The 23760-nt window shown below is 65.9% G+C and carries 26 protein-coding genes; 5 read left to right on the top strand and 21 right to left on the bottom strand.

Annotated elements, in window-relative coordinates; genetic code table 11:
* Positions 1-380: 380 nt before the first annotated feature.
* Positions 381-2870, bottom strand: a complete 2490-nt coding sequence (locus tag ToN1_RS16085; RefSeq protein ID WP_169208540.1) for a response regulator — start codon at positions 2868-2870, stop codon at positions 381-383.
* 440 nt (positions 2871-3310) lie between these two features.
* On the opposite strand from ToN1_RS16085, the gene ToN1_RS16080 reads away from it, so the two are divergent.
* Entirely contained in the window at positions 3311-3976 is a 666-nt protein-coding gene (locus ToN1_RS16080) for a dioxygenase family protein (protein WP_169208539.1), read from the top strand.
* Between the two features lie 163 nt (positions 3977-4139).
* Here the strand turns inward: ToN1_RS16080 and sucD are convergent, their stop codons facing one another.
* The 3 genes from sucD to ToN1_RS16065 all read right to left on the bottom strand — a co-directional run bounded on the left by sucD (position 4140) and on the right by ToN1_RS16065 (position 7020).
* Entirely contained in the window at positions 4140-5033 is an 894-nt protein-coding gene (gene sucD / locus ToN1_RS16075) for a succinate--CoA ligase subunit alpha (protein ID WP_169208538.1), read from the bottom strand.
* Between the two features lie 11 nt (positions 5034-5044).
* Complete coding sequence (gene sucC / locus ToN1_RS16070; protein ID WP_169132886.1) at positions 5045-6205, bottom strand: ADP-forming succinate--CoA ligase subunit beta; 1161 nt, start codon at positions 6203-6205, stop codon at positions 5045-5047.
* A 260-nt stretch (positions 6206-6465) separates the two neighbouring features.
* A complete protein-coding gene (locus ToN1_RS16065) occupies positions 6466-7020 on the bottom strand; it encodes a DUF2889 domain-containing protein (RefSeq protein WP_169208537.1) in 555 nt (184 codons plus the stop codon).
* A gap of 270 nt (positions 7021-7290) precedes the next feature.
* Between ToN1_RS16065 and ToN1_RS16060 the strand changes: the two genes are divergently transcribed.
* Positions 7291-9153, top strand: coding sequence for a type IV pilus assembly protein FimV (locus ToN1_RS16060; RefSeq protein WP_210147837.1), 1863 nt, complete (start codon positions 7291-7293; stop codon positions 9151-9153).
* 47 nt (positions 9154-9200) lie between these two features.
* Here ToN1_RS16060 and ToN1_RS16055 read toward each other — a convergent pair whose 3' ends face one another.
* Positions 9201-9947, bottom strand: coding sequence for a Nif3-like dinuclear metal center hexameric protein (locus tag ToN1_RS16055; RefSeq protein ID WP_169208942.1), 747 nt, complete (start codon positions 9945-9947; stop codon positions 9201-9203).
* Positions 9948-10020: 73 nt separating this feature from the next.
* On the opposite strand from ToN1_RS16055, the gene ToN1_RS16050 reads away from it, so the two are divergent.
* Positions 10021-11184: a Do family serine endopeptidase gene (locus ToN1_RS16050; protein WP_210147836.1), complete on the top strand. Its 1164-nt coding sequence runs from the start codon at positions 10021-10023 to the stop codon at positions 11182-11184.
* Positions 11185-11205: 21 nt separating this feature from the next.
* On the opposite strand, the gene tatC is transcribed toward ToN1_RS16050, so the two are convergent.
* From tatC to hisB, 10 genes are all read right to left on the bottom strand, one after another.
* On the bottom strand, positions 11206-11967 hold the full coding sequence (gene tatC / locus ToN1_RS16045; protein WP_169207134.1) for a twin-arginine translocase subunit TatC: 762 nt from the start codon (positions 11965-11967) through the stop codon (positions 11206-11208).
* Positions 11964-12458 carry a Sec-independent protein translocase protein TatB gene (gene tatB / locus ToN1_RS16040; RefSeq protein ID WP_169207133.1) on the bottom strand — a complete coding sequence of 165 codons (495 nt, stop codon included), beginning with the start codon at positions 12456-12458 and terminating at the stop codon, positions 11964-11966. Before tatB ends, tatC begins: the two co-directional genes overlap by 4 nt.
* Before the next feature lie 106 nt (positions 12459-12564).
* Positions 12565-12789 (bottom strand): Sec-independent protein translocase subunit TatA, encoded by a 225-nt coding sequence (tatA, locus tag ToN1_RS16035; protein ID WP_169130101.1) that lies wholly within the window; start codon positions 12787-12789, stop codon positions 12565-12567.
* A 10-nt stretch (positions 12790-12799) separates the two neighbouring features.
* Positions 12800-13147, bottom strand: coding sequence for a histidine triad nucleotide-binding protein (locus tag ToN1_RS16030; RefSeq protein ID WP_169207132.1), 348 nt, complete (start codon positions 13145-13147; stop codon positions 12800-12802).
* 7 nt (positions 13148-13154) lie between these two features.
* Positions 13155-13481, bottom strand: coding sequence for a phosphoribosyl-ATP diphosphatase (locus ToN1_RS16025; protein WP_169207131.1), 327 nt, complete (start codon positions 13479-13481; stop codon positions 13155-13157).
* Positions 13478-13879, bottom strand: a complete 402-nt coding sequence (gene hisI, locus ToN1_RS16020; RefSeq protein ID WP_169207130.1) for a phosphoribosyl-AMP cyclohydrolase — start codon at positions 13877-13879, stop codon at positions 13478-13480. The genes ToN1_RS16025 and hisI overlap by 4 nt, the downstream gene beginning before the upstream one ends.
* Positions 13876-14634: an imidazole glycerol phosphate synthase subunit HisF gene (gene hisF / locus ToN1_RS16015; protein WP_169207129.1), complete on the bottom strand. Its 759-nt coding sequence runs from the start codon at positions 14632-14634 to the stop codon at positions 13876-13878. Before hisF ends, hisI begins: the two co-directional genes overlap by 4 nt.
* Positions 14634-15383: a 1-(5-phosphoribosyl)-5-[(5-phosphoribosylamino)methylideneamino]imidazole-4-carboxamide isomerase gene (hisA, locus tag ToN1_RS16010; protein ID WP_169207128.1), complete on the bottom strand. Its 750-nt coding sequence runs from the start codon at positions 15381-15383 to the stop codon at positions 14634-14636. The genes hisF and hisA overlap by 1 nt, the downstream gene beginning before the upstream one ends.
* 62 nt (positions 15384-15445) lie before the next feature.
* Entirely contained in the window at positions 15446-16084 is a 639-nt protein-coding gene (gene hisH / locus ToN1_RS16005) for an imidazole glycerol phosphate synthase subunit HisH (RefSeq protein WP_169207127.1), read from the bottom strand.
* A gap of 54 nt (positions 16085-16138) precedes the next feature.
* Positions 16139-16726: an imidazoleglycerol-phosphate dehydratase HisB gene (hisB, locus tag ToN1_RS16000; protein ID WP_076601640.1), complete on the bottom strand. Its 588-nt coding sequence runs from the start codon at positions 16724-16726 to the stop codon at positions 16139-16141.
* Between the two features lie 158 nt (positions 16727-16884).
* Between hisB and hisC the strand changes: the two genes are divergently transcribed.
* A complete protein-coding gene (hisC, locus tag ToN1_RS15995) occupies positions 16885-17955 on the top strand; it encodes a histidinol-phosphate transaminase (protein WP_169207126.1) in 1071 nt (356 codons plus the stop codon).
* Between the two features lie 67 nt (positions 17956-18022).
* Here the strand turns inward: hisC and hisD are convergent, their stop codons facing one another.
* A complete protein-coding gene (gene hisD, locus ToN1_RS15990; RefSeq protein WP_169207125.1) occupies positions 18023-19336 on the bottom strand; it encodes a histidinol dehydrogenase in 1314 nt (437 codons plus the stop codon).
* Positions 19333-19974, bottom strand: coding sequence for an ATP phosphoribosyltransferase (gene hisG, locus ToN1_RS15985; RefSeq protein ID WP_169207124.1), 642 nt, complete (start codon positions 19972-19974; stop codon positions 19333-19335). The genes hisD and hisG overlap by 4 nt, the downstream gene beginning before the upstream one ends.
* Positions 19975-20106: 132 nt before the next feature.
* On the opposite strand from hisG, the gene rnk reads away from it, so the two are divergent.
* Positions 20107-20514 carry a nucleoside diphosphate kinase regulator gene (gene rnk, locus ToN1_RS15980; protein WP_169207123.1) on the top strand — a complete coding sequence of 136 codons (408 nt, stop codon included), beginning with the start codon at positions 20107-20109 and terminating at the stop codon, positions 20512-20514.
* Positions 20515-20553: 39 nt separating this feature from the next.
* Here the strand turns inward: rnk and murA are convergent, their stop codons facing one another.
* From murA to ToN1_RS15960, 4 genes are read right to left on the bottom strand one after another with little or no spacing between them, the layout of a single operon-like run.
* On the bottom strand, positions 20554-21816 hold the full coding sequence (gene murA, locus ToN1_RS15975) for a UDP-N-acetylglucosamine 1-carboxyvinyltransferase (RefSeq protein ID WP_169207122.1): 1263 nt from the start codon (positions 21814-21816) through the stop codon (positions 20554-20556).
* Positions 21817-21826: 10 nt separating this feature from the next.
* Complete coding sequence (locus ToN1_RS15970; protein WP_169207121.1) at positions 21827-22084, bottom strand: BolA family protein; 258 nt, start codon at positions 22082-22084, stop codon at positions 21827-21829.
* An 11-nt stretch (positions 22085-22095) separates the two neighbouring features.
* Positions 22096-22863, bottom strand: coding sequence for an ABC transporter permease (locus ToN1_RS15965; protein ID WP_169207120.1), 768 nt, complete (start codon positions 22861-22863; stop codon positions 22096-22098).
* Positions 22856-23752, bottom strand: coding sequence for an ABC transporter ATP-binding protein (locus ToN1_RS15960; RefSeq protein ID WP_169207119.1), 897 nt, complete (start codon positions 23750-23752; stop codon positions 22856-22858). The genes ToN1_RS15965 and ToN1_RS15960 overlap by 8 nt, the downstream gene beginning before the upstream one ends.
* Positions 23753-23760: the final 8 nt, after the last annotated feature.

Raw genomic sequence — 23760 nt, 5'->3', positions numbered from 1 at the left:
CGGAAGAGCGTGAGCATAGCAGGGAGGAGCAAGCTCGGGCACAGCGGTGCACCAGGGCCGTTACGTGGGAGCTCCTGTGTCGTTTCTTCGACAACAGCAGTGACACAAGCTCGAAAGCGTTCGCGCGATGCTTGCAGGCCGTTGTTCTTACGTGCGCTGTCATCGCACATCGATCATGCATTGATCTCCCGACAAGCTCCACGCTCGCGCACGTGTTCGACGAACTGCATCCGCAGGAAATGTCCCGAATGCCCAAGGAGTCCCTGACCGAACAACACTATCCGTCGGCCGCTCGCCGTTCGTCGCGCTGAAAGCGAAGACGCCGCGGGACCAACCGGAGAGCAGGGGAGAGCGCATCGCCACGGGGTGACCGCGGGGAACTACACGGCCGTTTCGGGCGCCGGCAGCGCCTGCGCCAACGCTTCGATCAGGTCAACCAGCACACGCGCAGTGCGGTCGCGCGCCTCGTCGATCTCGGCAGTGGGCGCGCCCTCGTGGATACGCCGCTCGAGCTCGGCCGCAACCTCCTGCAGCAGCCCCGCACCGATCTGCCCCGCCAATCCTTTCAGCGAGTGGGCGAGTCGCTCCGCCACAGCGAAATCGCCGCCGTCGAACGCTGCATTCAAGCGTACGTTAAAATCCCCGTAGCCACTTACGAACTTGCGCAGCAGGGATTGGTAAAACTCCTCCTTCCCCATCAGTCGGCGCACGCCCAAGTCGGGATCGAGTCCGGAGATCAGCCTGAGACTTGCCAGCGAGACGTGCGGCGCGGTCGGGGCTGCGGACGGCGCGGCCGGATCGTCCGCGCCAGCTGCATCGCTACGCGGCGGGATCCAGCGCAGCAGCGTTGCCCACAGTCGGTCGGGCTGGATGGGCTTGGCGATATGATCGTTCATCCCCGCCTGGACGCATTGCTCGCGGTCGCCTGCCATTGCGTTGGCGGTCATCGCGACGACAGGCAGATCCGCACAGGCAGGCAGGCGGCGGATTGCACGCGTCGCGGTCACGCCGTCCATCACCGGCATCTGCATATCCATCAGCACGAGATCATAGGACGCCTGCTGCACGCGCTGCACGGCTTCCTCGCCGTTGGCGGCGATATCCACGCGGAAGCCCGCTGCGCCAAGCAGCTCGCTCGCGACCTCTTGGTTGAGCTCGTTGTCCTCGACGAGGAGCAGGCGCGCACCGCGGACCGCCGCGAGGTCGGCCGGAGCGTCGCCTGTGGCGGCGTGCGGCCTGACCGGGCGCAGGGCGCCGTCGAGCAGCCGGATGGCGGTGTCGAACAAGGCGGAAGCGGTGACGGGTTTGAGCAGAATGTCGTCGACGCCGGCGCCCACGGCCGCGCACGCAACATCCTCGCGCCCGTAGGCGGTGACGACGATGCGCACCGGCAGCCGCGGCAGGCCGAGCCGGCCCATCTCGCGCGCGGCGGCCACACCGTCGAGCCCAGGCATCTGCCAGTCGATCAGGACGATGTCGTAGGGCTCGCCAGCGCATGCGGCGCGCTCGACTTCGGCGACTGCGGCGCGCCCGCAGTCCACGGCATGCACACGAAAGGTCATGCAAGTCATCATCTCCGCGAGGACTTCGCGCGAGCTAAGATTGTCGTCGGCGACCAGCGCGCGCAAGCCACGCAGGTCAGGCGCAGGCATAAGCAGGTGCCCCTCGGAGCGACCGATGCCCAGGCGACAAGTGAACCAGAAGCTCGAACCGACGCCCCGTTGGCTTTCGACGCCGACGCTGCCACCCATCATCGCCGCGAGCCGCTTGCTGATCGCGAGCCCCAGCCCGGTGCCGCCATACTTGCGTGTGATGGAGGTGTCGGCCTGCTCGAAGCTGCGGAACAGGCGCTCGCGCTGCTCGTCATCGATGCCTATACCGGTGTCACGCACCTCGAAACGCAGCACAACCTCACCGTCCTCAATGCTTTCGCGCCGGACCCGCATGACGATCTCGCCCCGGTCGGTGAACTTGACCGCATTGTTGGCGTAGTTGAGCAGGATCTGACTGATGCGCAGCGGATCACCGACGAGGGTGGCGGGAACGTCCGCCGCGACGTCGATGACCAGTTCAAGGCCCTTTGCGTTTGTTTTCTCGACGATCTGGGCGCCAACGTCGGCGACGATCTTCTCGAGGTCGAAGTCGATACGCTCGATGACGAGCTTGCCGGCCTCGATCTTGGAGAAATCGAGCACGTCGTTGATGATGCCAAGCAGGTGCTGGCTGGAGGCGAGGATCTTCTCCAGGTAGTCGCGCTGGCGCGCGTCGAGTTGGGTGCGCAGGGCGAGGTAGGTCATGCCGATGATGGCGTTCATCGGCGTGCGGATCTCGTGGCTCATGTTGGCGAGGAAATCCGACTTGATGCGCGCGGCGTCCTCGGCGAGGGCACGGGCCTTCTGCATCCGCTCGACCGCTTCGAACTCCGCGGAGATATCGTCGATGACCCACACCGAGCCTTTGCTGCGGTCCGACGTGTCCACCGCGGTGCCCGTCAGACGCGCCCAGAACAAGGACCCGTCGCGTCGCATCAACTGCTGCTCGCGTCGGTGCGATTCGCCGCGCCAGATCGCTGCATACACCGCCTCACCGCCCGCCATGTGCGCCGCGTCGTCGGGATACCACACCGCGGTGCGCTGGCCGACGAGCCCGCCCGGCGGCCAGCCGAACATTTCGTGCAGGCGCCGGTTGCAGCGGACCACCACGCGGTTCTTGATCAGTGCGATGCCCGAGGTCGCCGTGTCGAGAATCGCCTGCTGTTCGGCATTGACCTCGCGCAACGAGGCGCTGACCGTCGCCAATTCGACGGTGCGCTCGGCAACGAGGGCCGCGATTCGCTTGGAACGATCCACAGGGATCCGATAGTCGGGCATCGGCGCTCCTCGTGTCCTCAATTCAATGTTCATGGATTTGTGCCCGGCCGGCGTCACAGCCCGCCGCGAGCGCGGCCGGGGCGCCCCCGGAATCAGCGCACTGGCTCCAGCCGATCGTCATCATACCGCGCAAGGGCATTGTTGCCGCGCGGGATTGTCGCCTGAACCGACCGGGGCCCGCGCGGCGGGCCCTATGTGGCGCTTGCGAACAGGTGGCGTCGACGCTCGTGCGAAGAAAGGCCACCCTATCCGGTGATCGACCTCATCGAACAAGCGGGCTTGCCGTCGCCGCAGGCGGTGTATTCACCGCCGATGATCGTCATGGCCTCTGGCGGACTCCTTCATGAAGGTCGCATTGGGCGCGTGCGAAGCGCGACGCTGCGCGGAACCCACGGAAACTCAAGCCATCGAATACTCGCCCGCACGGAGAAGACAAGACCATGCACAATCTCACACGCAATCCCGTCCCCGACACATCCCGCCACACGATGCGTCGCCGCACCCTGCGCTGCCTGGGCGGCCTTCCCTTCCTGCCGCTCGGCTTGGCCGCCGCCTTCCCGACCGACGCTGCCACCCTGCCCCCGACTCCCGAGGACGACATCGGCCCCTTCTATCCGCTCGACTGGGGCGGCGACATCGATGCCGACTTGACTAAGCTGGCGGAAGCAACGGGGACGACTGCCGAAGGCGTGTCGCTGCGCGTCGGCGGCACGGTGCTTGATACCGCCGGGAAACCTGTCGCCGATGCGTCCATCGAGATTTGGCAGGCGGACGCGCGCGGCCGCTACCGCCACCCCGGCGTAGATCCACGCACACGCGACCCCGGCTTCCAGGGCTTCGGCCGCACGATGACCGACGCCCGAGGCCGTTACAGCTTCCTCACGATCGTGCCCGGCAACTACGGCTCGAGGCCGCCGCACATCCACTTCCGCATCGCGAAGCCGGGGCGATTGGAATTCATCACGCAGATGTACTTCCGAGGCAACAACCGCGAGGGGAATGGCTACGCTCCGCCGGAGCGCGAGGCGTTGAGCGTCGACGTCACACCGGCGAAGGGCGCCACCCCCGCCACAGCCACTTTCGACATCATTCTCGCCGCCCGCTGACCCGCCGGGCGCCCCGTGCCGGCTGTCGCAACGACTGCAGCTGCGTGGCGCCTACCCCAGTGGAACAGCTTCCATTGGGTCAGCTGCGTGGCAACACCCGACGAACCAAAAGAAAAGCGCCGGACCAGCCGGCGCTTTTCGCTGCAGCGGAAAAAAACGACGCTTACAGCATCGCCTTCAGCAGCTTGCCCATCTCGGACGGGTTGCGCGTCACGTTGAAGCCGCACTCTTCCATGATGGCGAGCTTGGCGTCGGCGGTGTCGGCACCACCCGAGATCAGCGCACCGGCGTGGCCCATGCGCTTGCCGGCCGGCGCGGTCACGCCGGCGATGAAGCCGACGATCGGCTTCTTCATGTTGGCCTTGCACCACTGCGCGGCTTCGGCCTCGTCGGGACCGCCGATCTCGCCGATCATGATCACCGCGTCGGTGTCCGGATCGTCGTTGAACATGCGCATCACATCGATGTGCTTCAGGCCGTTGATCGGATCGCCGCCGATACCGACCGCCGACGACTGGCCCAAACCGATTTCGGTCAGCTGTGCCACGGCTTCATAGGTCAGCGTGCCCGAACGCGACACGACGCCGATGCGGCCCTTGCGGTGGATGTGACCCGGCATGATGCCGATCTTGACTTCGTCGGGCGTGATCAGACCCGGGCAGTTCGGCCCCAACAGCAGGGTTTCCTTGCCGCCGTTGGCAACCTTCTGCTTCATCTTATTGCGCACGATCAGCATGTCGCGGACGGGGATCCCTTCCGTGATGCAGATCGCCAGATCCAGGTCGGCCTCGCAGGCTTCCCAGATCGCGTCGGCGGCCCCTGCCGGCGGAACGTAAATCACGGAGACGGTCGCGCCGGTGTCGGCAGCTGCTTCCTTGACCGAAGCGTAGATGGGCACGTCGAAAATCTTCTCGCCGGCCTTCTTCGGGTTCACGCCCGCCACGAAGCAGTTCTTGCCGTTCGCGTACTCGATGCACTTCTCGGTATGGAACTGGCCGGTCTTGCCCGTGATGCCCTGGGTGATGATCTTGGTGTCTTTGTTGATCAGGATGGACATTCAAACTCTCCTTACTTGACCGCCGCGACGATCTTGGTCGCAGCTTCCGCCATCGTGTCGGCGGAGATGATCGGCAGGCCCGACTCGGCGAGGATCTTCTTGCCGAGGTCTTCGTTGGTGCCCTTCATGCGCACCACGAGCGGGACGGAGAGATTGACTTCCTTGGCAGCCGCGACCACGCCGGTGGCGATGGTGTCGCACTTCATGATGCCGCCGAAGATGTTCACGAGGATGCCCTTCACCTTGGGGTTCTTGAGCATGATCTTGAACGCTTCGGTGACCTTCTCGGTCGTCGCGCCGCCGCCGACGTCGAGGAAGTTGGCCGGCTCGGCGCCGAACAGCTTGATCGTGTCCATCGTGGCCATCGCCAGGCCGGCGCCGTTCACCAGGCAGCCGATGTTGCCGTCGAGCGAGATGTAGGCGAGGTCGAACTTGGAGGCCTCGATCTCGTCCGCGTCCTCTTCGTCGAAGTCACGGAAATCGACGATTTCCGGATGACGGTAGAGGGCGTTCGAGTCGAAGTTGAACTTGGCGTCGAGTGCCTTGATGTTGCCGTTGCCTTCGAGGATCAGCGGGTTGATTTCCGCCAGCGAGGCATCGGTTTCCATGTAGCAGGTGTAGAGGCGCTTCAGCGTATCCACGGCCTTCGCGACCGAAGCTTCCGGCACGCCGATACCGCGCGCGAGGTTCTCGGCCTGCGCGTCGGTCAGGCCGACCAGCGGGTCCACGAATTCCTTGAGGATCTTCTCAGGCGTGCTGTGCGCGACTTCCTCGATGTCCATGCCGCCTTCGGAGGAGGCCATCATCGCGACCTTCTGCGTGGCGCGATCGGTCAGCGCGGCAACGTAGTATTCTTTCTTGATGTCGGCGCCTTCCTCGATCAGCAGGTTGCGCACCTTCTGGCCTTCGGGCCCGGTCTGGTGCGTGATCAGCTGCATGCCGAGGATGTCGTTCGCGTACTGGCGCACTTCGTCCAGCGAGCGGGCGAGCTTCACGCCGCCGCCCTTGCCGCGGCCACCGGCGTGGATCTGCGCCTTCACGACCCAGACCTTGCCCCCCAGCTCCTCGGCGGCCTTCACCGCGCCATCCACCGACACGGTGTGGAAACCGCGCGGCGTCACGACGCCATACTTTCTTAGTAGTTCTTTTGCCTGATACTCATGAATCTTCATGGTTGCCCTTCGATCGAAGCCGCGACGCCCTGGACGCCGCGCACAGGTTGATGGGACGCTTCGGAGCATCGCTCCACGACATACGCCGTCTCCCTCGACCGACGCATACCGCTGCCGACCGGTCGAATGTCGCCCGGCCCGATCTCTTGACCCGCCCCGAACGGGAACGCAGGTCGCAAGATCGCAGGATTATAACCGCAATTGCGCAGTGCAGAATCGCGAGTCCGGGGCGAACGTTCCACCCGCGTGCCGGGCCGCGTCTACGCGTCGCCCGCGGGCTTGCGGTACCACTTCGGGTAATAGAGGCGCACCGTCTCGCGCGAACTCTCGAGCGCGTGGCACTTGTCGAGCTGGAACGGCTTCTCGACCGTGTCCTCGTTGTCGCGCCGGAAGGTCGCGTAGGTCTGGATGGCCGCCGTCGGCAGGCTCATCAACATCTCGGTGATATGCGAGCAGCCGCGCACGTCGGCGAACATCTCCCCGACGTTGCGGCGAAAGCCGCGGATCAGATTCAGCCCGACGAGCCGTCCATAGGCGGGCCCGATCGTGTCGCATTCGCCCGCATAGGGAACACGATCGGAACACGCCTCGGCATCGACGATGGTGAACCCCTCGTCTATCGTGATGCGCACGCGCATCTCGTGCACGGCGTCGCCCGCACGGCGCACGCCGGACGCGAGTGGGTAATCGACCGACTTCGTGTCGCGCAGGCAGGCCTCGAGCTCCAGCAGACCATCGTCGCGGCGGAAGCCCTCGATCGAGATCTGGCGCAGATGCACCGGACTGCGTGCGCACTTGGGAGGAGAGAGAGGCATCGGACGTACGGCTACGTATGGAAAACCGCATGTTACCGCGAATCACGACGTTGTCCGTGCACGCAGACAGCCCGTCGCGGACAACCCGCTCAGATCGGCACCACCGACTCGCCGTCCCGCGAAGCGCCAGAATTTCCGGACGTCATATGGCAGAGTTACAATCTGCTGTTTTTGCAGGCAGCGGGGATGCAATTTCGTTACAATGCCGCGCAAAGATTTGATACAAGATATTGGTTTACGCCCGGGCCCTCGCCAACGTACGAACGGACGATGACAAAACAGCAGCGCCTGCCTTCTAGGAATTCCACGCCCCTGCTCCTGGTGGCGTTGCTCGCGCTCGCACCGACACCCTCCGGCGCCTTCGTTCTCGGCGAACCCGTGCCGCTATCCAGGATCGGCGAACCTCTTCGGATCGAGATCCCCGTCGTCCAGGGCGATCCCGCGCAGGTTGCAGAATGCCTGCGCCCTGCCGCACCGTCCGCACCGTCCGACGGCCTGCCGCGGGTGCGCAACGCCCGCATCGATATCATCGGACGCCCCCCCAACGTACGGCTCGTGCTCTCACACCGACTGCCCAGCTTCGATCCCGCGTTGCGGTTCGCGGTCGAGGACCTCTGCGACAGCCGCCTGCGCCGCGAGTACACGGTGCTCTTGACCTTCCCCGAGGAGTCCGCAGCAGCAACCGAATCTGCCGGCGCACTGGCTCCGGCACGATCGGGCGGAACACTAGCGGAGGCGCCCGCTCAGGAAGCGCCGCGGCGCGCACGCACGAGCCGTCGCGCCACTCCCGCCAGCGACGTCGCAGCCACCGCCCCCACTGCATCCTCCGCGCCCTCGCGCGCAGCGGCGCCGTCCGCCAAAGGCTCCGATCGACTCGAACTCGGTGGCGGAGAATCCGAGGTCGCCGGTGCCGGCCTGCGCTTGAGCACCCAGCTCGGCAGCCTCGCGCGCATCGACGCCACAAGCGAAGCCCAGCGGGAACAGCTGCGCCGCGAACAATCCGTCATCATGGCGATCGACCGGACCATCGTTACCCAGCTCGAACTGAACGAACGCATCCGGCAACTCGAGGCCGTTCAGGCGCGCCTGATGGCCGAACACATCCGCACCCCGGCCTCCGACCCCCCCCCTGCGCCGCCCCTCGCCCAAGCGGAGGAGCCGCCGGCGCCGAAGGTCGACGCAATCGCAGCCGATCACAGCGTCGCCGAAGCCTGGAAAAAGGGCACGCTGACGGTCGGATTCATGTCGCTGGCGCTCGCAGCCGCCCTTGCGTGGATCCGCAAGCGCCGCGAAAAGGCGCCACACGTCGAAAGCGATGACACGGCCCCCCAATCCGCGCCGGCGGAAAAGAAGCCCCTCGCCCCCCCGCCGGTCGCGCGGACGGAGCCGATCGCACGCCCCGCTCCCGCCAGCCCGGCCGCAGCATTTCCGTCCGACCTGCCGCGCCTGGCACCCGACCTCGCTTCCGATCTCGAGCCGGCCCGGCGCGCGCCCGAACGCTCCCCCCTGGGTTGGGACACGGAAGAGGACGCCTTCGCCCATCCCATCTCGCTGGCCCCGATTGCGCCGATCGACCCCATTGCCCCGATTGCCCCCGTCGCGGCAGAGGAAACCGCCGAAGAGCACGAATCGGCGATCGAACTCGCCGAGATCATGATGGGCTTCGGACGCATCCGCGGCGCGGCGGACACACTGGCCGAGTTCATCGCCTCCAATCCGAAGAAGGCCGTCACGCCCTGGCTCAAGCTCATGGAAGTGTATCGGGCCGCCGACCTGCGCGCGGAATTCGACGCCCTTGCAAAACAGCTCAACAAGACCTTCAACGTCAAGGCCGTCACTTGGGAGAGCTTCGACGAGGCACGCGCGGCCACCAACTCGATGGAGCAGATGGCGCACGTGACGAAGAACGTCCAGCAGATGTGGGGCACGCGCGAATGCCAGGCTTACCTCGAGCACCTGCTGCGCGACAATCGTGACGGCACGCGCGAAGGCTTCCCCCTCAGCGTCATCGACGAGATCCTGCTGCTCGAAGCAATCCTCGACGATCAGTTGGGTCCCTACCGGCCTGAGGCCGCCCCGCTGCTGCCAGTGGACGGCGGCCCGTCCCGCGAAACACCGTCGCAGCTGGCCTGAACGGTCGGAGTAAGCCGTCGCCCACGATGCGGCGTCGCGTCAGGCTCTCATACAGGGTTGTCGAGGTCGACGAAGCATGCCTCGATGTCGAAGGTCTGCTCCAGATATTGCGCCAACGCGTGGATCCCGTATCGCTCGGTCGCGTGATGTCCCGCTGCGATGTAGGGCACGCCCGATTCGCGCGCGAGATGCACCGTCTGTTCGGAGATCTCCCCCGACACATAGAGATCCGCGCCGGCAGCGATCGCCTGCTCGAAATAGCCCTGAGCACCGCCCGTGCACCAGGCGACGCGGCTCACCGACCGATTGCCGTCGCCGACCAGCAGCGGCTCGCGCCCGAGCCGCGCGGCCAGCGAGCGCGCAAGCTGCGCGGCCGTCTCCGGCTGCTCTGGGCGGCCGATCCACGCGATGTCCTGTTCGCCGAAGCGCCCCTCTCCGACCCAGCCCGCGAGCGCCGCGAGCTGCGCGTTGTTGCCCAACTGCGGATGGGCGTCGAGCGGCAGATGGTACGCGAGCAGGCTGATGTCATTACGCAGCAGGCTTGCGATGCGGCGCTTGCGGATGCCCGTGATGCGACCGTCCTCGCCACGCCAGAACCAGCCGTGATGCACGATGACGGCATCGACCCGCTCCTCCACGGCACGGTCGAGCAGCGCCTGGCTCGCGGTGACGCCGCACAGCACGCGATGCACCTCGGCACGTCCTTCCACTTGCAGTCCGTTTGGGGAATAATCCCGGAACCGAGGGACTTCCAGCAGTTCATCCAGATGGGCTTGCAGTTCGGCGAGTTGCATTCGGTCTCCACTCCTGTATTCCGGGCCTCATGGCGAACGCGGCACCGAGCGCTCGCCCAATTCGAGCAACATTATGCGCCGCCTGTGGCTGATCTTCGCGCAGGCCGTGACGGTTAGCGTCGCGGTCCTGTTTGTACTGAATACCCTGAAGCCGGAATGGTTCAAGAATGCCGCCCCGGCCGCGGTCGTCTCCATCCTTGAAGCCCCCGGCAACGATGCGCCGCCCCCCGCCCCGGCGCCCAACTCCTACGCCGATGCGGCACGGCGCTCGATGCCGGCCGTTGTCCATATCTACACGGCCAAGGACGTCGCCCGCCCGCGCCACCCCCTGCTCGACGACCCCATCTTCCGCCATTTCTTCGGTGATCGGCAGGACAACGCACCGGCGCAGCGCGCATCCGGACTCGGCTCGGGGGTCATCGCGAGTGCCGACGGACTGGTCCTGACCAACAACCACGTCGTCGAGGGCGCTGACGAGATCGAGATCGCGCTCAACGATGGCCGCAAATTCCCCGCGCGCCTGGTCGGCCGCGACCCCGAAACCGACCTTGCGGTACTTCGCCTCCAGGGCAACGGCAAGCTCCCGGCAATCACCTTCGCGCAGCAGGATGCACTGCAGATCGGCGACGTCGTGCTCGCCATCGGCAACCCCTTCGGTGTCGGCCAGACTGTCACGATGGGCATCGTGTCGGCGCTCGGGCGCAGCCAGCTCGGCATCAACACCTTCGAAAACTACATCCAGACCGACGCGGCGATCAACCCGGGCAATTCGGGCGGAGCGCTGGTCGACAGCCAGGGCAACCTGGTCGGCATCAACACCGCGATCTACTCGCGCTCGGGGGGCTCGCTCGGCATCGGTTTCGCGATTCCCGTGTCGACCGCGCGCGGCGTGCTGGAGCAGATCATCGCCACAGGCCAGGTCACGCGCGGCTGGATCGGGGTCGAGATCCAGGAAATCACGCCCGAACTCGCCGAATCCTTCGGCTTTGCCGGTACCGAGGGCGCCCTCATCGCAGGCGTGCTGCGGGACAGCCCGGCCGAGCAGGCCGGCATCCGTCCGGGCGACATCCTGATCGGCGTCGACGGCAAGCCCGTGCATGACCCGAAGGGCATGCTCGAAATGGTTGCCGGCCTGATGCCGGGCCACAGCGCGCACTTCCGCGTGCGCCGCGCCGATACCGAGGTCGAATTGAAGGTGGAAATCGGGCGCCGTCCGGCGCCCTCGCTGCAGCGCTGAAGGAAACGAAACGCGCGCTGCTCAGTTCCCCTCGATGCGCTCGAGTGCCTGCTCGCCGCCGTCGCGCCGATCCTTGACGATGATCCGCGCGATGATCACGCCCGCTTCGTAGAGCAGGCACATCGGGACCGCCAGCAGCAGCTGCGACACCACGTCGGGAGGCGTGATGATCGCGGCGATGACGAAGGCGCCGACGATCACGTAGGGACGCGCGGCAACCAGCTTGTCGACGCTCACCACGCCCGTTTTCGCGAGCAGGATCACAGCCACCGGCACCTCGAAGGTCAGCCCGAAGGCGATGAACATCGTCATCACGAACGACAGGTACTGCTCGATATCCGGCGCCGGCGTGATGCTCTTGGGCGCGAACTCGGCAATGAACTTGAAGACGGTACCGAACACGAAGAAGTAACAGAACCCCATCCCCAGCAAGAACAGGACCGTGCTGCCCATCACCAGCGGCAGTCCCATCCGCCTTTCGTGCGCATACAGCCCCGGTGCGACAAATGCCCAAGCCTGATAGAGAACGACCGGAAGCGCAATCACGAAGGCCGCCATCATGGTCACCTTCACTGGCACGAAGAACGGCGTGACCACGCCCGTCGCGATCATGTGCGTGCCCTCGGGGAGGGTCTTCATCATCGGCAAGGCCAGCAGATCGTAGACGTCGCCCGCCCAAGGCATCAGGCACAGGAACACGACGAGCACGGCCAGCATCGCACGCAACAAACGGTCGCGCAGCTCGACGAGATGCGAAATGAAAGTTTCCTGCACAGCGCTCATGCTTTGTCCGTGGTCGTGGTCGTGTTCGCGAGCGGCACGGCAGCCGGAGCGAGGCCGAGTTCCATCTGGCGACTATCGACGGCCGGCTCGCCGGGTTGTGCTTCCGGAAGGGCTGTACCCTCCGCCGGGACTGCCACAGGCACGGCTTCGGTGACGGGAGCCGCGCTCGACGCTGCCGCCCCAGATTGCCCGTCCAGTGAGCTCTTCGCCTCGGCCGCGGTCTGTGCGAGATCGGCCTCCACGCTCTGGACCTGGCCGCGCATCGAGGTTTCGAGTTCGCGCGCCTGCTGCTCGACCTGCTGCTGCAACTTCTTGAGCTCCTCGAGCTGCATCTCGCGCTGGATGTCCGACTTGACGTCGCTGACGTAACGCTGCAGCCGGCCGAGGAGATGGCCGGCGGTGCGCGCCACCTTCGGCAGGCGCTCGGGTCCGACGACGATGAGCGTCACCACCGCGATGAGGATGAGTTCCGAAAAACCTAGATCGAACATGATTTAAGAGCCTTTGCCGGCGGGGTCATGCGTACTGCCACGGCATCAAAACGAAGGGGCGCACTGTGACGCCGCGCCCCTTGCCGCAGACATCGCCCGGACAGGCTCAGGAATGCAGCTTGTCGGACTTTTCGCGCGCCTGGGCGTCGATGGTTTCGCCGCCAATCTTCTGCTGCACGTCGTCGGACTTCTCGGACTCCTTCATGCCGTCCTTGAAGCCCTTCACCGCACCGCCGAGATCCTGACCGATGTTGCGCAGCTTCTTGGTGCCGAACACCAGGACCACGATCACCAGGACGATCAGCCAGTGCCAGATGCTGAATGAACCCATACTGCTCTCCTTAACGCTTCAACATGGCCGGAAGCACCTCCGGGCCACCCAGGACGTGAACATGCAGATGATACACTTCCTGCCGCCCCACCCTTCCGGTATTGATGATCGTGCGGAAACCCTCGCCGCACCCGTTCTCGCGCGCCAGCCGTGCCGCCGTGGTCATCACCCGCCCCATCACCTCGATGTGCTCCGGCCCGAGTTCCGCCATCGACGGAACATGCAGCTTCGGGATCACGAGGAAATGTACCGGCGCAACCGGGTTGATGTCGTGGAAGGCGAGGACGTACTCGTCTTCGTACAGTTGCTTCGCGGAAATCTCGCCGGCCGCGATCCGGCAGAAAATGCAGTCACTCATGCTCGCCTCAGGCCGTCGTGCGGGACTTCTTCTCGTCAATCCCTGAGACACCCTCGCGACGGCGGAATTCGGCCAGGACGTCGTCAACCGACAGGCCGAAATGCGACAGCAACACCATCGAGTGGAACCACAGGTCGGTGACCTCCCAGACGATGTGCAGCATATCCTTGTCCTTGGCCGCCATGATGGTCTCGGCGGCTTCCTCGGCGACCTTCTTGCAGATCGCGTCGGTGCCCTTGACGTACAGGCTGGACACGTAGGAGGAGTCGGGGTCGGCCTTCTTGCGCTCCGCGAGGGTCGCGGCGATGCGGTGCAGCACTTCGATGTCGATCATTTGTAGATATCCTTGGGGTCCTTCAGCACGGGATCCACGGCCTCCCACGAACCCGCGCTCAGATAACGCTGAAAAAAGCAGCTGTGTCGGCCGGTGTGGCAGGCGATGCCGCCGACCTGTTCGATCTTGAGCAACACGACGTCATTGTCGCAGTCGATGCGGATTTCATGCACCTTCTGCACATGGCCGGACTCCTCGCCCTTGTGCCACAGCTTGCGGCGCGAACGCGACCAGTAAACCGCCTCGCCCGTCTCCGCGGTGCGCTGCAGGGCCTCGCGGTTCATCCAGGCGAACATCAGCACGTCGCCGGTCGAGGCCTCCTGCGCGATCACCGGCACGAGGCCCTGGTCGTCCCAGCTGATCTCGTTGAGCCAGCGGGCGGAATTGGCGTTGCTCACAATCGTACCTCGATGCCGCGGCTGCGCATCAGCTCCTTCGCCTCGCGCACCGTATGCTGGCCGAAATGGAAGATGCTCGCCGCGAGCACGGCATCCGCACGACCTTCCGACACGCCCTCGGCCAGATGCTCGAGCGTGCCGACGCCGCCGCTGGCGATCACCGGAATCGGGACGGCGTCCGACACCGCGCGAGTGAGCGCGAGATCGAAGCCGATCTTGGTGCCGTCGCGGTCCATGCTCGTGAGCAGGATCTCGCCGGCGCCGAGCGCGGCGACCTTCCTTGCCCACTCGATCGCATCGAGCCCGGTGTTGTTGCGCCCGCCGTGCGTGAACACTTCCCACTTGCCGGGAGCCGTCTGCTTGGCGTCGATCGCGACGACGATGCACTGGCTGCCGACCTTGCCCGCGGCATCGGCGACGACTTGCGGATTATTCACCGCCGCGGTGTTGATACTGACCTTGTCGGCGCCGGCATTGAGGAGGCGCCGCACATCCTCGACCGTGCGCACGCCGCCACCCACCGTCAGCGGGATGAAGACCTGCTCGGCAACCTGCTCGACCACGTGGATGATGGTGTTGCGCGCATCCGAGCTCGCGGTGATGTCGAGGAAGGTGATCTCGTCGGCACCCTGCTCGTCGTAACGACGCGCGATCTCGACCGGATCCCCGGCGTCGCGCAGCTCGACGAAATTGACGCCCTTGACCACGCGCCCGGCATTGACGTCCAGGCAGGGGATGATGCGCTTGGCAAGCATCAGGCCGTTTCGCCGCTGAGTTCGTCGGCGCGCGCCTGCGCGGCGGCGAAGTCCAGCGTACCTTCATAGATCGCGCGCCCGGTGATCGCACCGGTGATGCCTTCGCCCTCTACCGCGCACAGCGCGTCGATATCGGCCAGCGTGGCGATGCCGCCGCTGGCGATGACCGGGATGCGCAGCGCCTGCGCCAGGCGCACGGTGGCCTCGATGTTCACGCCCGAGAGCATGCCGTCGCGGCCGATGTCGGTGTAGATCACGGCTTCGACGCCGTAGTCCTCGTACTTCTTCGCGAGGTCCACGACGTCGTGCCCTGTCATCTTCGACCAGCCGTCGACGGCGACCTTGCCGTCCTTGGCATCGAGGCCGACGATGATGTGACCCGGGAAGGCGCCGCACGCGTCGTGCAGGAAGCCCGGATTCTTCACCGCGGCGGTGCCGATGATGACGTAGGAGATGCCGTTGTCGAGGTAGTGCTCGATGGTGTCGAGATCGCGGATGCCGCCCCCGAGCTGGACCGGGATGTCGTCACCGACTTCATCGGCAATCGCGCGGATCGCCGCGCCGTTCTTGGGCTTGCCGGCAAAGGCGCCGTTCAGGTCGACCAGGTGCAGGCGGCGCGCGCCGAGATCTATCCAGTGGCGGGCCATCGCGGCCGGATCTTCGGAGAACACGGTGGCGTCGTCCATCTCGCCCTGCTTGAGGCGCACGCAGTGGCCGTCCTTCAGATCGATAGCGGGAATCAGCAGCATACGGGGAAGAGTTGCATCTGAGGAGTGGAAGGAAAGCTACAGGCGGGTCCGGACGACGCGCGTCAGGGGGCCCAGGAAACGAAATTTGCAAGCATCCGCAGGCCAGCCTGCGCACTCTTTTCGGGGTGGAACTGAACCGCGAAGATGTTATCCCGCGCTACCGCACTGGTAAACATCAAACCGTAATCGGTTTCGGCCGCAACCAGCGAGCGCTCGTCGGGTCGAACAAAATAGCTATGCACGAAATAGAAGCGCTCGCCGTCGGGAATGCCTTCCCACAACGGGTGCGCGATGCGCTGGCGCACCTCGTTCCAGCCCATGTGCGGCACCTTCAGGCGCGAACCGTCGGCCGCCACCATCTTCGCATCGGGAAAGCGAACGACATTGCCGGGGAGGATGCCCAGGCCGGGCACGTCGCCCTCCTCGCTGTGAGCGAACAGCATCTGCTCGCCGATACAGATGCCGAGGAAGGGCTTGGAGGCAGCGGCCTCGAGCACCGACGCGCGCAGTCCGCGCAGGTCCAGTTCGCGCATGCAGTCGGGCATCGCGCCCTGCCCCGGAAACACCACCCGGCCGGCCTCCGCGACCACCGCGGGATCGGAAGTCACGACCACGGTCTTGCCGGGCGCTACGTGTTCGACCGCCTTGGCAACCGAACGTAGGTTGCCCATGCCGTAGTCGATGATGGCTACGTCGCTCATCGGGGAATCGCTCGCAGGAAAATCAGAAGGTTGGGCGGGGAGTCTGACGGGAACTCAGAGGGCGCCCTTGGTCGAGGGAATCACGCCGGCGGCGCGCTCATCGCGCTGGGCGGCCATGCGCAACGCACGACCGAAGGCCTTGAAGATCGTTTCGCACTGGTGATGGGCGTTGTCGCCGCGCAGGTTGTCGATATGCACAGTCACCCCGGCATGATTGACGAAGCCCTGGAAAAACTCGCGCGCGAGGTCGACATCGAAATTGCCGATGCGCGCACGCGTGTAATTCACGAAGTAGTGCAGCCCGGGCCGGCCGGAGAAGTCCACGACGACGCGCGACAGCGCCTCGTCCAGCGGCACGTAGGCATGGCCGTAGCGGAAGATCCCCTTCTTGTCCCCGAGCGCTTTCGCGAAGGCCTGCCCGAGGGTGATGCCGACATCCTCGACCGTGTGATGGTCGTCGATGTGGGTATCGCCTTCGGCCTTGATGTCGAGGTCGATCGCACCGTGACGGGCGATCTGGTCGAGCATGTGATCGAAGAAGGGCACCCCCGTGGCGAGACTGGCCTTGCCGCTGCCGTCCAGGTCGATGCGGACGGTGATCCGGGTTTCCAGGGTGTCGCGAGTTACTTCGGCTTGCCGCATGAGATTCTGCTTCGAATTGACGAGTTCGGGGGGGGTCGGACGCGCTCGGGCGCCACTCTCGGGCATGATACCATCGCCAGACTGTCCCGCCGCAATGCCGGCTGCAGCCCCGCCGGGCCTGCGCGGGGCCCCTCCGACAATCCTGCCCCGATCCGCCGATGAGCCAATACTGGAGTGCCGTCGTCCACGGCCTGACCCCTTATATCCCGGGCGAACAGCCCAAGATCGCCGATCTGGTCAAGCTCAACACCAACGAGCATCCGTACGGCCCCTCGCCGAAGGCGATCGAGGCGATCCGTGCCGAGGCATCCGACGCGCTGCGCCTCTATCCGGACCCGACTTCGGAACGGCTGCGTGCCGCCATCGCCGCGCGCCACGGCATCTCGACGCAGGAGGTGTTCGTCGGCAACGGCTCCGACGAGGTGCTTGCGCATGCTTTCCTGGCGCTGCTCAAGCACGACCGCCCGCTGCGCTTCCCGGACATCTCCTACAGCTTCTACCCGGTGTATTGCGGGCTCTACGGGATCGACTTCGGCACCGTGGCGCTCGACGAGAACCTCGCGATCCGCCCCGACGACTACCTGCCCGCCGACGGGCTGGCCGCAGGCGGGATCATCTTCCCCAACCCGAACGCGCCGACCGGGCGTCTGCTGCCGCTCGCCGAGATCGAGCGCATCGTCGCCGGCAACCCGCAGTGCGTGGTCGTGGTCGACGAAGCCTACGTGGATTTCGGCGGGGAGTCGGCGATCCCCCTGACGGCGCGCTATCCGAACCTGCTGGTGGTGCAGACCTTCTCCAAGTCGCGCTCGCTCGCGGGGCTGCGCGTGGGCTTCGCGATCGGCCATCCCGCGCTGATCGAGGCGCTGGTGCGCGTAAAGGACAGCTTCAACTCCTACCCGCTGGACCGGCTGGCGATCGTCGGCGCGGTCGCGGCGATCGAGGACGAGGAGTATTTCGAGCGCACGCGCCAGGCAGTGATCCGCACGCGCAGCCAGCTCATTTCCGACTTGTCCTCCCTGGGCTTCGAGGTGCTGCCGTCGGCGGCAAACTTCGTGTTCGCGACGCACCCGACGCGCGACGCGGGCGAACTCGCTGCCGAGCTGCGCAAGCGCGCGATCATCGTGCGCCACTTCCGCCAGCCGCGGATCGAGCAGTTCCTGCGCATCACCGTGGGCACCGACGCGCAGTGCGCCGCACTGATCGCCGCGCTGCGCGAGATCCTCGCGTAAACGCAGGAAGGGCGCCCCACCGGGACGCCCTTCCTTGATCCCCGGCGCGCGCCAGCGGCGCGGTGATTCACTTGTGCAACCGCATCTCCGCCGAGCGCGCATGCGCCTGCAGGCCCTCGCCGTGCGCGAGCGTAGAGGCGACGCGGCCCAATGTCTGCGCCCCCACTTCCGAGATCTGGATGATGCTGGTGCGCTTCTGGAAGTCATACACGCCCAGCGGCGACGAGAAGCGCGCGCTGCGCATGGTCGGTAGAACGTGATTGGGGCCGGCGCAGTAGTCGCCCAGCGCCTCGACCGACCAGTGCCCGACGAAGATCGCACCGGCGTGGCGAATGCGGGCTATCCACGGCTCGGGCTCGTCGAGCGACAGCTCCAGGTGCTCCGGCGCGATGCAGTTCGCGATCGCGCACGCCTGCTCCAGACTCTCGACATGGATCAGTGCGCCGCGATTGGCGAGGGAGGCGGCGATGGTCTCGCGGCGCGGCATCGTCGGCAGCAGGCGCTCGATCGCGGCCTCGACCGCGTCGATGAATGCGGCATCGGTGCACAACAGGATCGATTGCGCGAGTTCGTCATGCTCGGCCTGCGCGAAGAGGTCCATCGCAACCCAGTCGGAGTGGCCGCTACCGTCAGAGATGACGAGCACCTCCGAAGGGCCCGCGACCATGTCGATGCCGACCGTGCCGAAGACGCGACGCTTGGCCTCGGCGACATAGGCGTTGCCTGGGCCGACGATCTTGTCGACCTGCGGCAGGGTCTGCGTGCCGTAGGCGAGCGCGGCGACGGCCTGCGCGCCACCGATCGTGAACACGCGATCGACGCCGGTGATCGCAGCCGCGGCGAGTACGAGCGGGTTCTTCTCGCCATTGGGGGTCGGCACGACCATGATCAGCTCGCCGACGCCGGCGACCTTGGCCGGCACGGCGTTCATCAGCACCGAGCTGGGGTAGGACGCGCGCCCGCCCGGCACGTAGAGGCCGACGCGGTCGAGCGGCGTGACCTTCTGGCCGAGGCGCGTGCCGTCGGCTTCGACGTAGTCCCAAGATTCGGCGCGCTGACGCTCGTGGTAGATGCGCACGCGGTCGGCTGCGATGCGCAGCGCCTCGCGCTGCTCGACGCTCAAGCTGTCGAGCGCGGCCTTGAGCTCGGACCTCGGCAGCTCCAGCGCGGCCATCGACTTGACGTCGAGGCGGTCGAAGCGGCGCGTGTATTCGATCACCGCGGCGTCACCCGTGGTGCGCACAGCACGCAGGATCTCGGTGACGGCCTCGTCGATGCGCGCATCCGCGCCGCTTTCGAAGGCAAGCAGCGCATCCAGCGTGGGCAGGAAGTCGGGATCGCGCGCGTCGAGGCGGCGGATCCTGCGGGTCGCATCGCTCATCTCACGGCTCCGGCAAAGGCATCCAGCACGGGCTGGATGAGTTCGCGCTTAAGCTTCAGCGAGGCCTGATTCACCACCAGGCGGGAGCTGATCGCCATGATCTCCTCGACCTCCTCGAGGTTGTTCGCGCGCAACGTATTGCCGCTGGAAACGAGGTCCACAATGGCGTCGGCAAGCCCGACCAGCGGCGCAAGCTCCATCGATCCGTACAGCTTGATCAGGTCCACATGCACGCCTTTGGCGGCGAAGTGCGCCTTCGCGCTGTTGATGTACTTCGTCGCAACGCGGATGCGCCCGCCAGGGCGCGTCGCAGTGGCGTAGTCGAAGCCCCTCTGCGTCGCGACGCACAGGCGGCACTTCGCGATGTTGAGGTCCAGCGGCTGGTACAGCCCGGCCCCGCCGTGTTCGAGGAGCACGTCCTTGCCGGCGATGCCGAGGTCGGCCGCGCCGTACTGGACGTACGTCGGCGTGTCGGTCGCACGCACGATCACGAGGCGCACCTCGGGACGATTCGTGCCGATGATGAGCTTGCGCGAGGTCTCGGGGTTGTCGGTCGGGGTGATACCAGCGGCCGCGAGCAGCGGCAGCGTTTCCTCGAAGATACGGCCCTTGGACAGGGCAAGGGTGATGCTGGACACGAAGGGTGCCTCGTGAAGAATCGGAGTGACATTGTAACCTGCCCGCCGTTCTGTTAGCCTCCCGTGACTGGCTGAACCGCGCTGCGGTTCGGCCTTTTTTACTTTTTGCCCGACGCAGGGAGTCGTAACCCTATGAAACCCGACATCGTGATTTCCTCGCAGGACCTCGATCGCCTCGAGGGCCTTCTGGCCGCACCGGCCGCCCGCAACCGCAGCGACCTCAACGGGCTGAGGGACGAACTCGCACGCGCCGACGTGCGCGACCCCCAGGACATGCCGGCCGACGTCATCACGATGAACAGTCGCGCACGCTTCCGCGAACTGCCCGGCGGACGCGAGCATGAGCTCACGCTGGTCTATCCCGGCGACGTGGCGGCGGAAGCCGGAAAGGTCTCGGTCTTCACCCCGGCCGGCAGCGCCCTGCTGGGCCTGGCGGTCGGCCAGACGATCGACTGGGAGAGCTCGGACCGGCAGCCGATCCGGATCGAAGTACTGGGCGTGACTTGGCAACCCGAGGCCGCGGGTCGCTTTGACCTGTAAGACATGCGGGCGCCGGCACCGCGGCCGACACCCGCGCGATCAGGCGAGCCGGCGCACCCGCGCACCGAGGTCGGCGAGCTTCTGCTCGAGGCGCTCGTAGCCACGGTCGAGATGGTAGATGCGCTCGATCACCGTTTCGCCTTCGGCAACCAGTCCGGCGATCACGAGGCTCGCCGACGCACGCAGGTCGGTGGCCATCACGGTCGCCCCCTGCAGACGCTCGACGCCCTGCACCATCGCCGTGTTGCCGTCGATGCGGATGTCGGCGCCGAGACGCTGGAGCTCGACCGCGTGCATGAAGCGGTTCTCGAAGATCGTCTCGCGGATCACCGCCGCACCATTGGCGACCGCGTTGATCGCCATGAACTGCGCCTGCATGTCGGTCGGGAAGGCCGGATACGGCGAGGTCCGGATGCTCACCGACGTGAGGCGCCGGGGCGCCTTCAGCCGGATTGCGTCGCGTTCGGAGACGACTTCGCAGCCGGCATCCATGAGCTTGTCGACAACGGCGTCGAGATAAGCCGACGAGGTGTGTGTGAGGCGGATTTCGCCGCCCGTCGCAGCCGCGGCACACAGGTAGGTGCCGGTCTCGATGCGATCCGGCATGATGCGATGGGTCGCGCCCGACAGGCGCTCCACACCGCGGATGCGGATCACGTCGGTACCGGCGCCCGAGATGCGCGCGCCCATCGCGACGAGGCAGTTCGCCAGATCGACGACCTCGGGTTCACGTGCGGCGTTCTCGATGACCGTCTCGCCGTCGGCGAGACAGGCTGCCATCATCAGGTTCTCGGTGCCGGTGACGGTCACCATGTCGGTGAAGAGGCGAGCCCCCTTGAGGCGCGGCACCTTCGCATGCACGTAACCGTGCTCGACCGCGACCTGCGCACCCATCGCCTGCAGGCCCTTGATGTGCTGATCCACCGGCCGCGCGCCGATTGCGCAGCCGCCGGGCAGGCTGACCTTCGCCTCGCCACAGCGGGCAACCAGCGGGCCGAGCACCAGAATCGACGCCCGCATGGTCTTGACCATCTCGTAGGTCGCGACCGGGTTCTCGAGCGCCGAGGCCTCGAGGGTCACGGTATCGGCCTCGTCACCGCTGCCGCGGCTGACCTTCACGCCCATCTGCGCGAGGAGCTTCAGCAGCGTGCCGATGTCGTTGAGCCGCGGCACGTTCGTGAAGGTGACCGGCTCGCGCGTCAGCAGCGCCGCACACAGGATGGGCAACGCTGCGTTCTTCGCGCCGGAAATGGCGGTTTCGCCCGTGAGACGGGCACCGCCTTCGATCAGAAGCTTGTCCATCACGTCCCGCTCAGAAGCCCAGGTCGGTGCGCACTTCGGCCCACTTGGCGGGGGTGTAGGTCTGCAATTGCAGCGCGTGGATCTCATTACCCATGAACTTGCCGAGCGTGGCATACACGGCCTGGTGCTGGCGCACCTTGGGTTTGCCCTCGAATTCGGCGCTGACGACGATGCCGGTGAAATGGACCCCGTCATCACCCTGGATCTCCACGAATTCGCAGGCCATGCCCTGCTCGATGAGACGCTTGATTTCTGCTGCTTCGAACATTTTGACTACCCTCAAGCCCGCAGCTTGTAGCCCCGGGCGAGCATCGCCAGGGTCAAAACCGCGAGGAACACGAAACAAAAACTCACAACCGCGAGGCTCAACCACGGCGAAACGTCGGACTGGCCGAAGAAGCCGTAGCGGAAGCCGTCGATCATGAAGAAGAACGGATTGATATGCGAGACCCCCTGCCAGAATTCCGGCAGCGAGTGGATGGAGTAGAACACACCGGAAAGCATCGTCAGCGGCATGATGAGGAAGTTCTGGAACCCCGCAAGCTGGTCGAACTTGTCAGCCCAAATACCCGCGATCACTCCGAGGGAACCGAGGATCGCGCCACCCATCAGGCCGAAGGCCAGGATCCAGCCGGGCGCCGCCAGCGGCAGATCGACGAAGGGCAGCGACACGAGAAGCACGCCAATGCCGACGAAGAGACCGCGCAGCAGCGAGGCGATCACGTAGGCGGCGTAGAACTCGCGATAGGACAGCGGCGGCAGCAGCACGAAGATGATGTTGCCGGTGATCTTGCTCTGGATCAGCGACGAGGAGCTGTTGGCGAAGGCGTTCTGCAGCAGCGACATCATCACCAGCCCGGGCACGAGGAAGGCCGTGTAGGCGACCTCGCCATAGACCGTGACGTGCCGGTCGAGCACATGCGAAAAGATCAGCAGGTACAGCAGCGCATTGAGCACCGGCGCGCCGACGGTCTGGAAGCTGACCTTCCAGAAGCGCAACACTTCCTTGTACAGCAGGGTGCGGAACCCAACGAGGCCGTCATGCACGATTCATGACCTCCACGAACACGCGCTCGAGGTCCGCTTCGCCCAGGCGCAGCTCGAGGAGCTTCGCCCCCGTCTCGCGCAGCCGCGCGAGCAGCGGCTCGAGATTCTCGTAGCGCTCGAGTGGGAAGTCGGCCCAGCCGCCCGCCGCAAGCGTTCCGCCGAGCGCAGCGGCCGCCTCGGGGTTCTCCAGTCGGACGCTTAGCGAGTGGCTGGCGAAACGCCGCAGCAGGTTCTCCGTGGTGTCCAGCGCGACGACCCTGCCGGACTTCAGCATCGCGATGCGGCCGCACAGCGCCTCGGCCTCCTCGAGGTAATGCGTCGTCAGCACGATGGTGTGGCCGTCGCGGTTGAGCTTGCGGATGAACTGCCACAAGCCCTGACGCAGTTCGACGTCGACGCCGGCGGTGGGCTCGTCGAGCACGATCACCGGGGGGCGATGCACGAGCGCCTGTGCAACGAGCACGCGACGCTTCATGCCGCCGGAGAGCATGCGCATGTTGGCGCCGGCCTTGGCGGTCAGGTCAAGGCTCGCGAGGATCTCGTCGATCCAGTCGTCGTTGTTGCGGATGCCGAAGTAGCCCGACTGGATGCGCAGCAGCTCGCGCACCGAGAAGAAGGGGTCGAACACCAGTTCCTGCGGCACGACGCCGAGGTTGCGCCGCGCATTGCGGTAGTCCGAGACGACGTTGCATCCCATGACCTCGAAGATCCCGCCGTCCGGGCGCACAAGTCCGGAAAGAGCGGAGATCAGCGTCGTCTTGCCCGCGCCGTTCGGTCCCAGCAGCCCAAAGAATTCGCCCTGCGCGACTTCTAGGTCCACACCGGCGAGCGCCTGGAGGGAACCGTAGTGCTTGGTCGCCGAAACGATCCGTATTGCAGAAGAAGTCATCGAAGCGG

The organism is Aromatoleum petrolei (genome assembly GCF_017894385.1).
Lineage (GTDB): Bacteria > Pseudomonadota > Gammaproteobacteria > Burkholderiales > Rhodocyclaceae > Aromatoleum > Aromatoleum petrolei.
The sequence above is the reverse complement of the archived record's forward strand: the minus strand, read 5'-3'. Positions and strand labels throughout refer to the sequence as shown.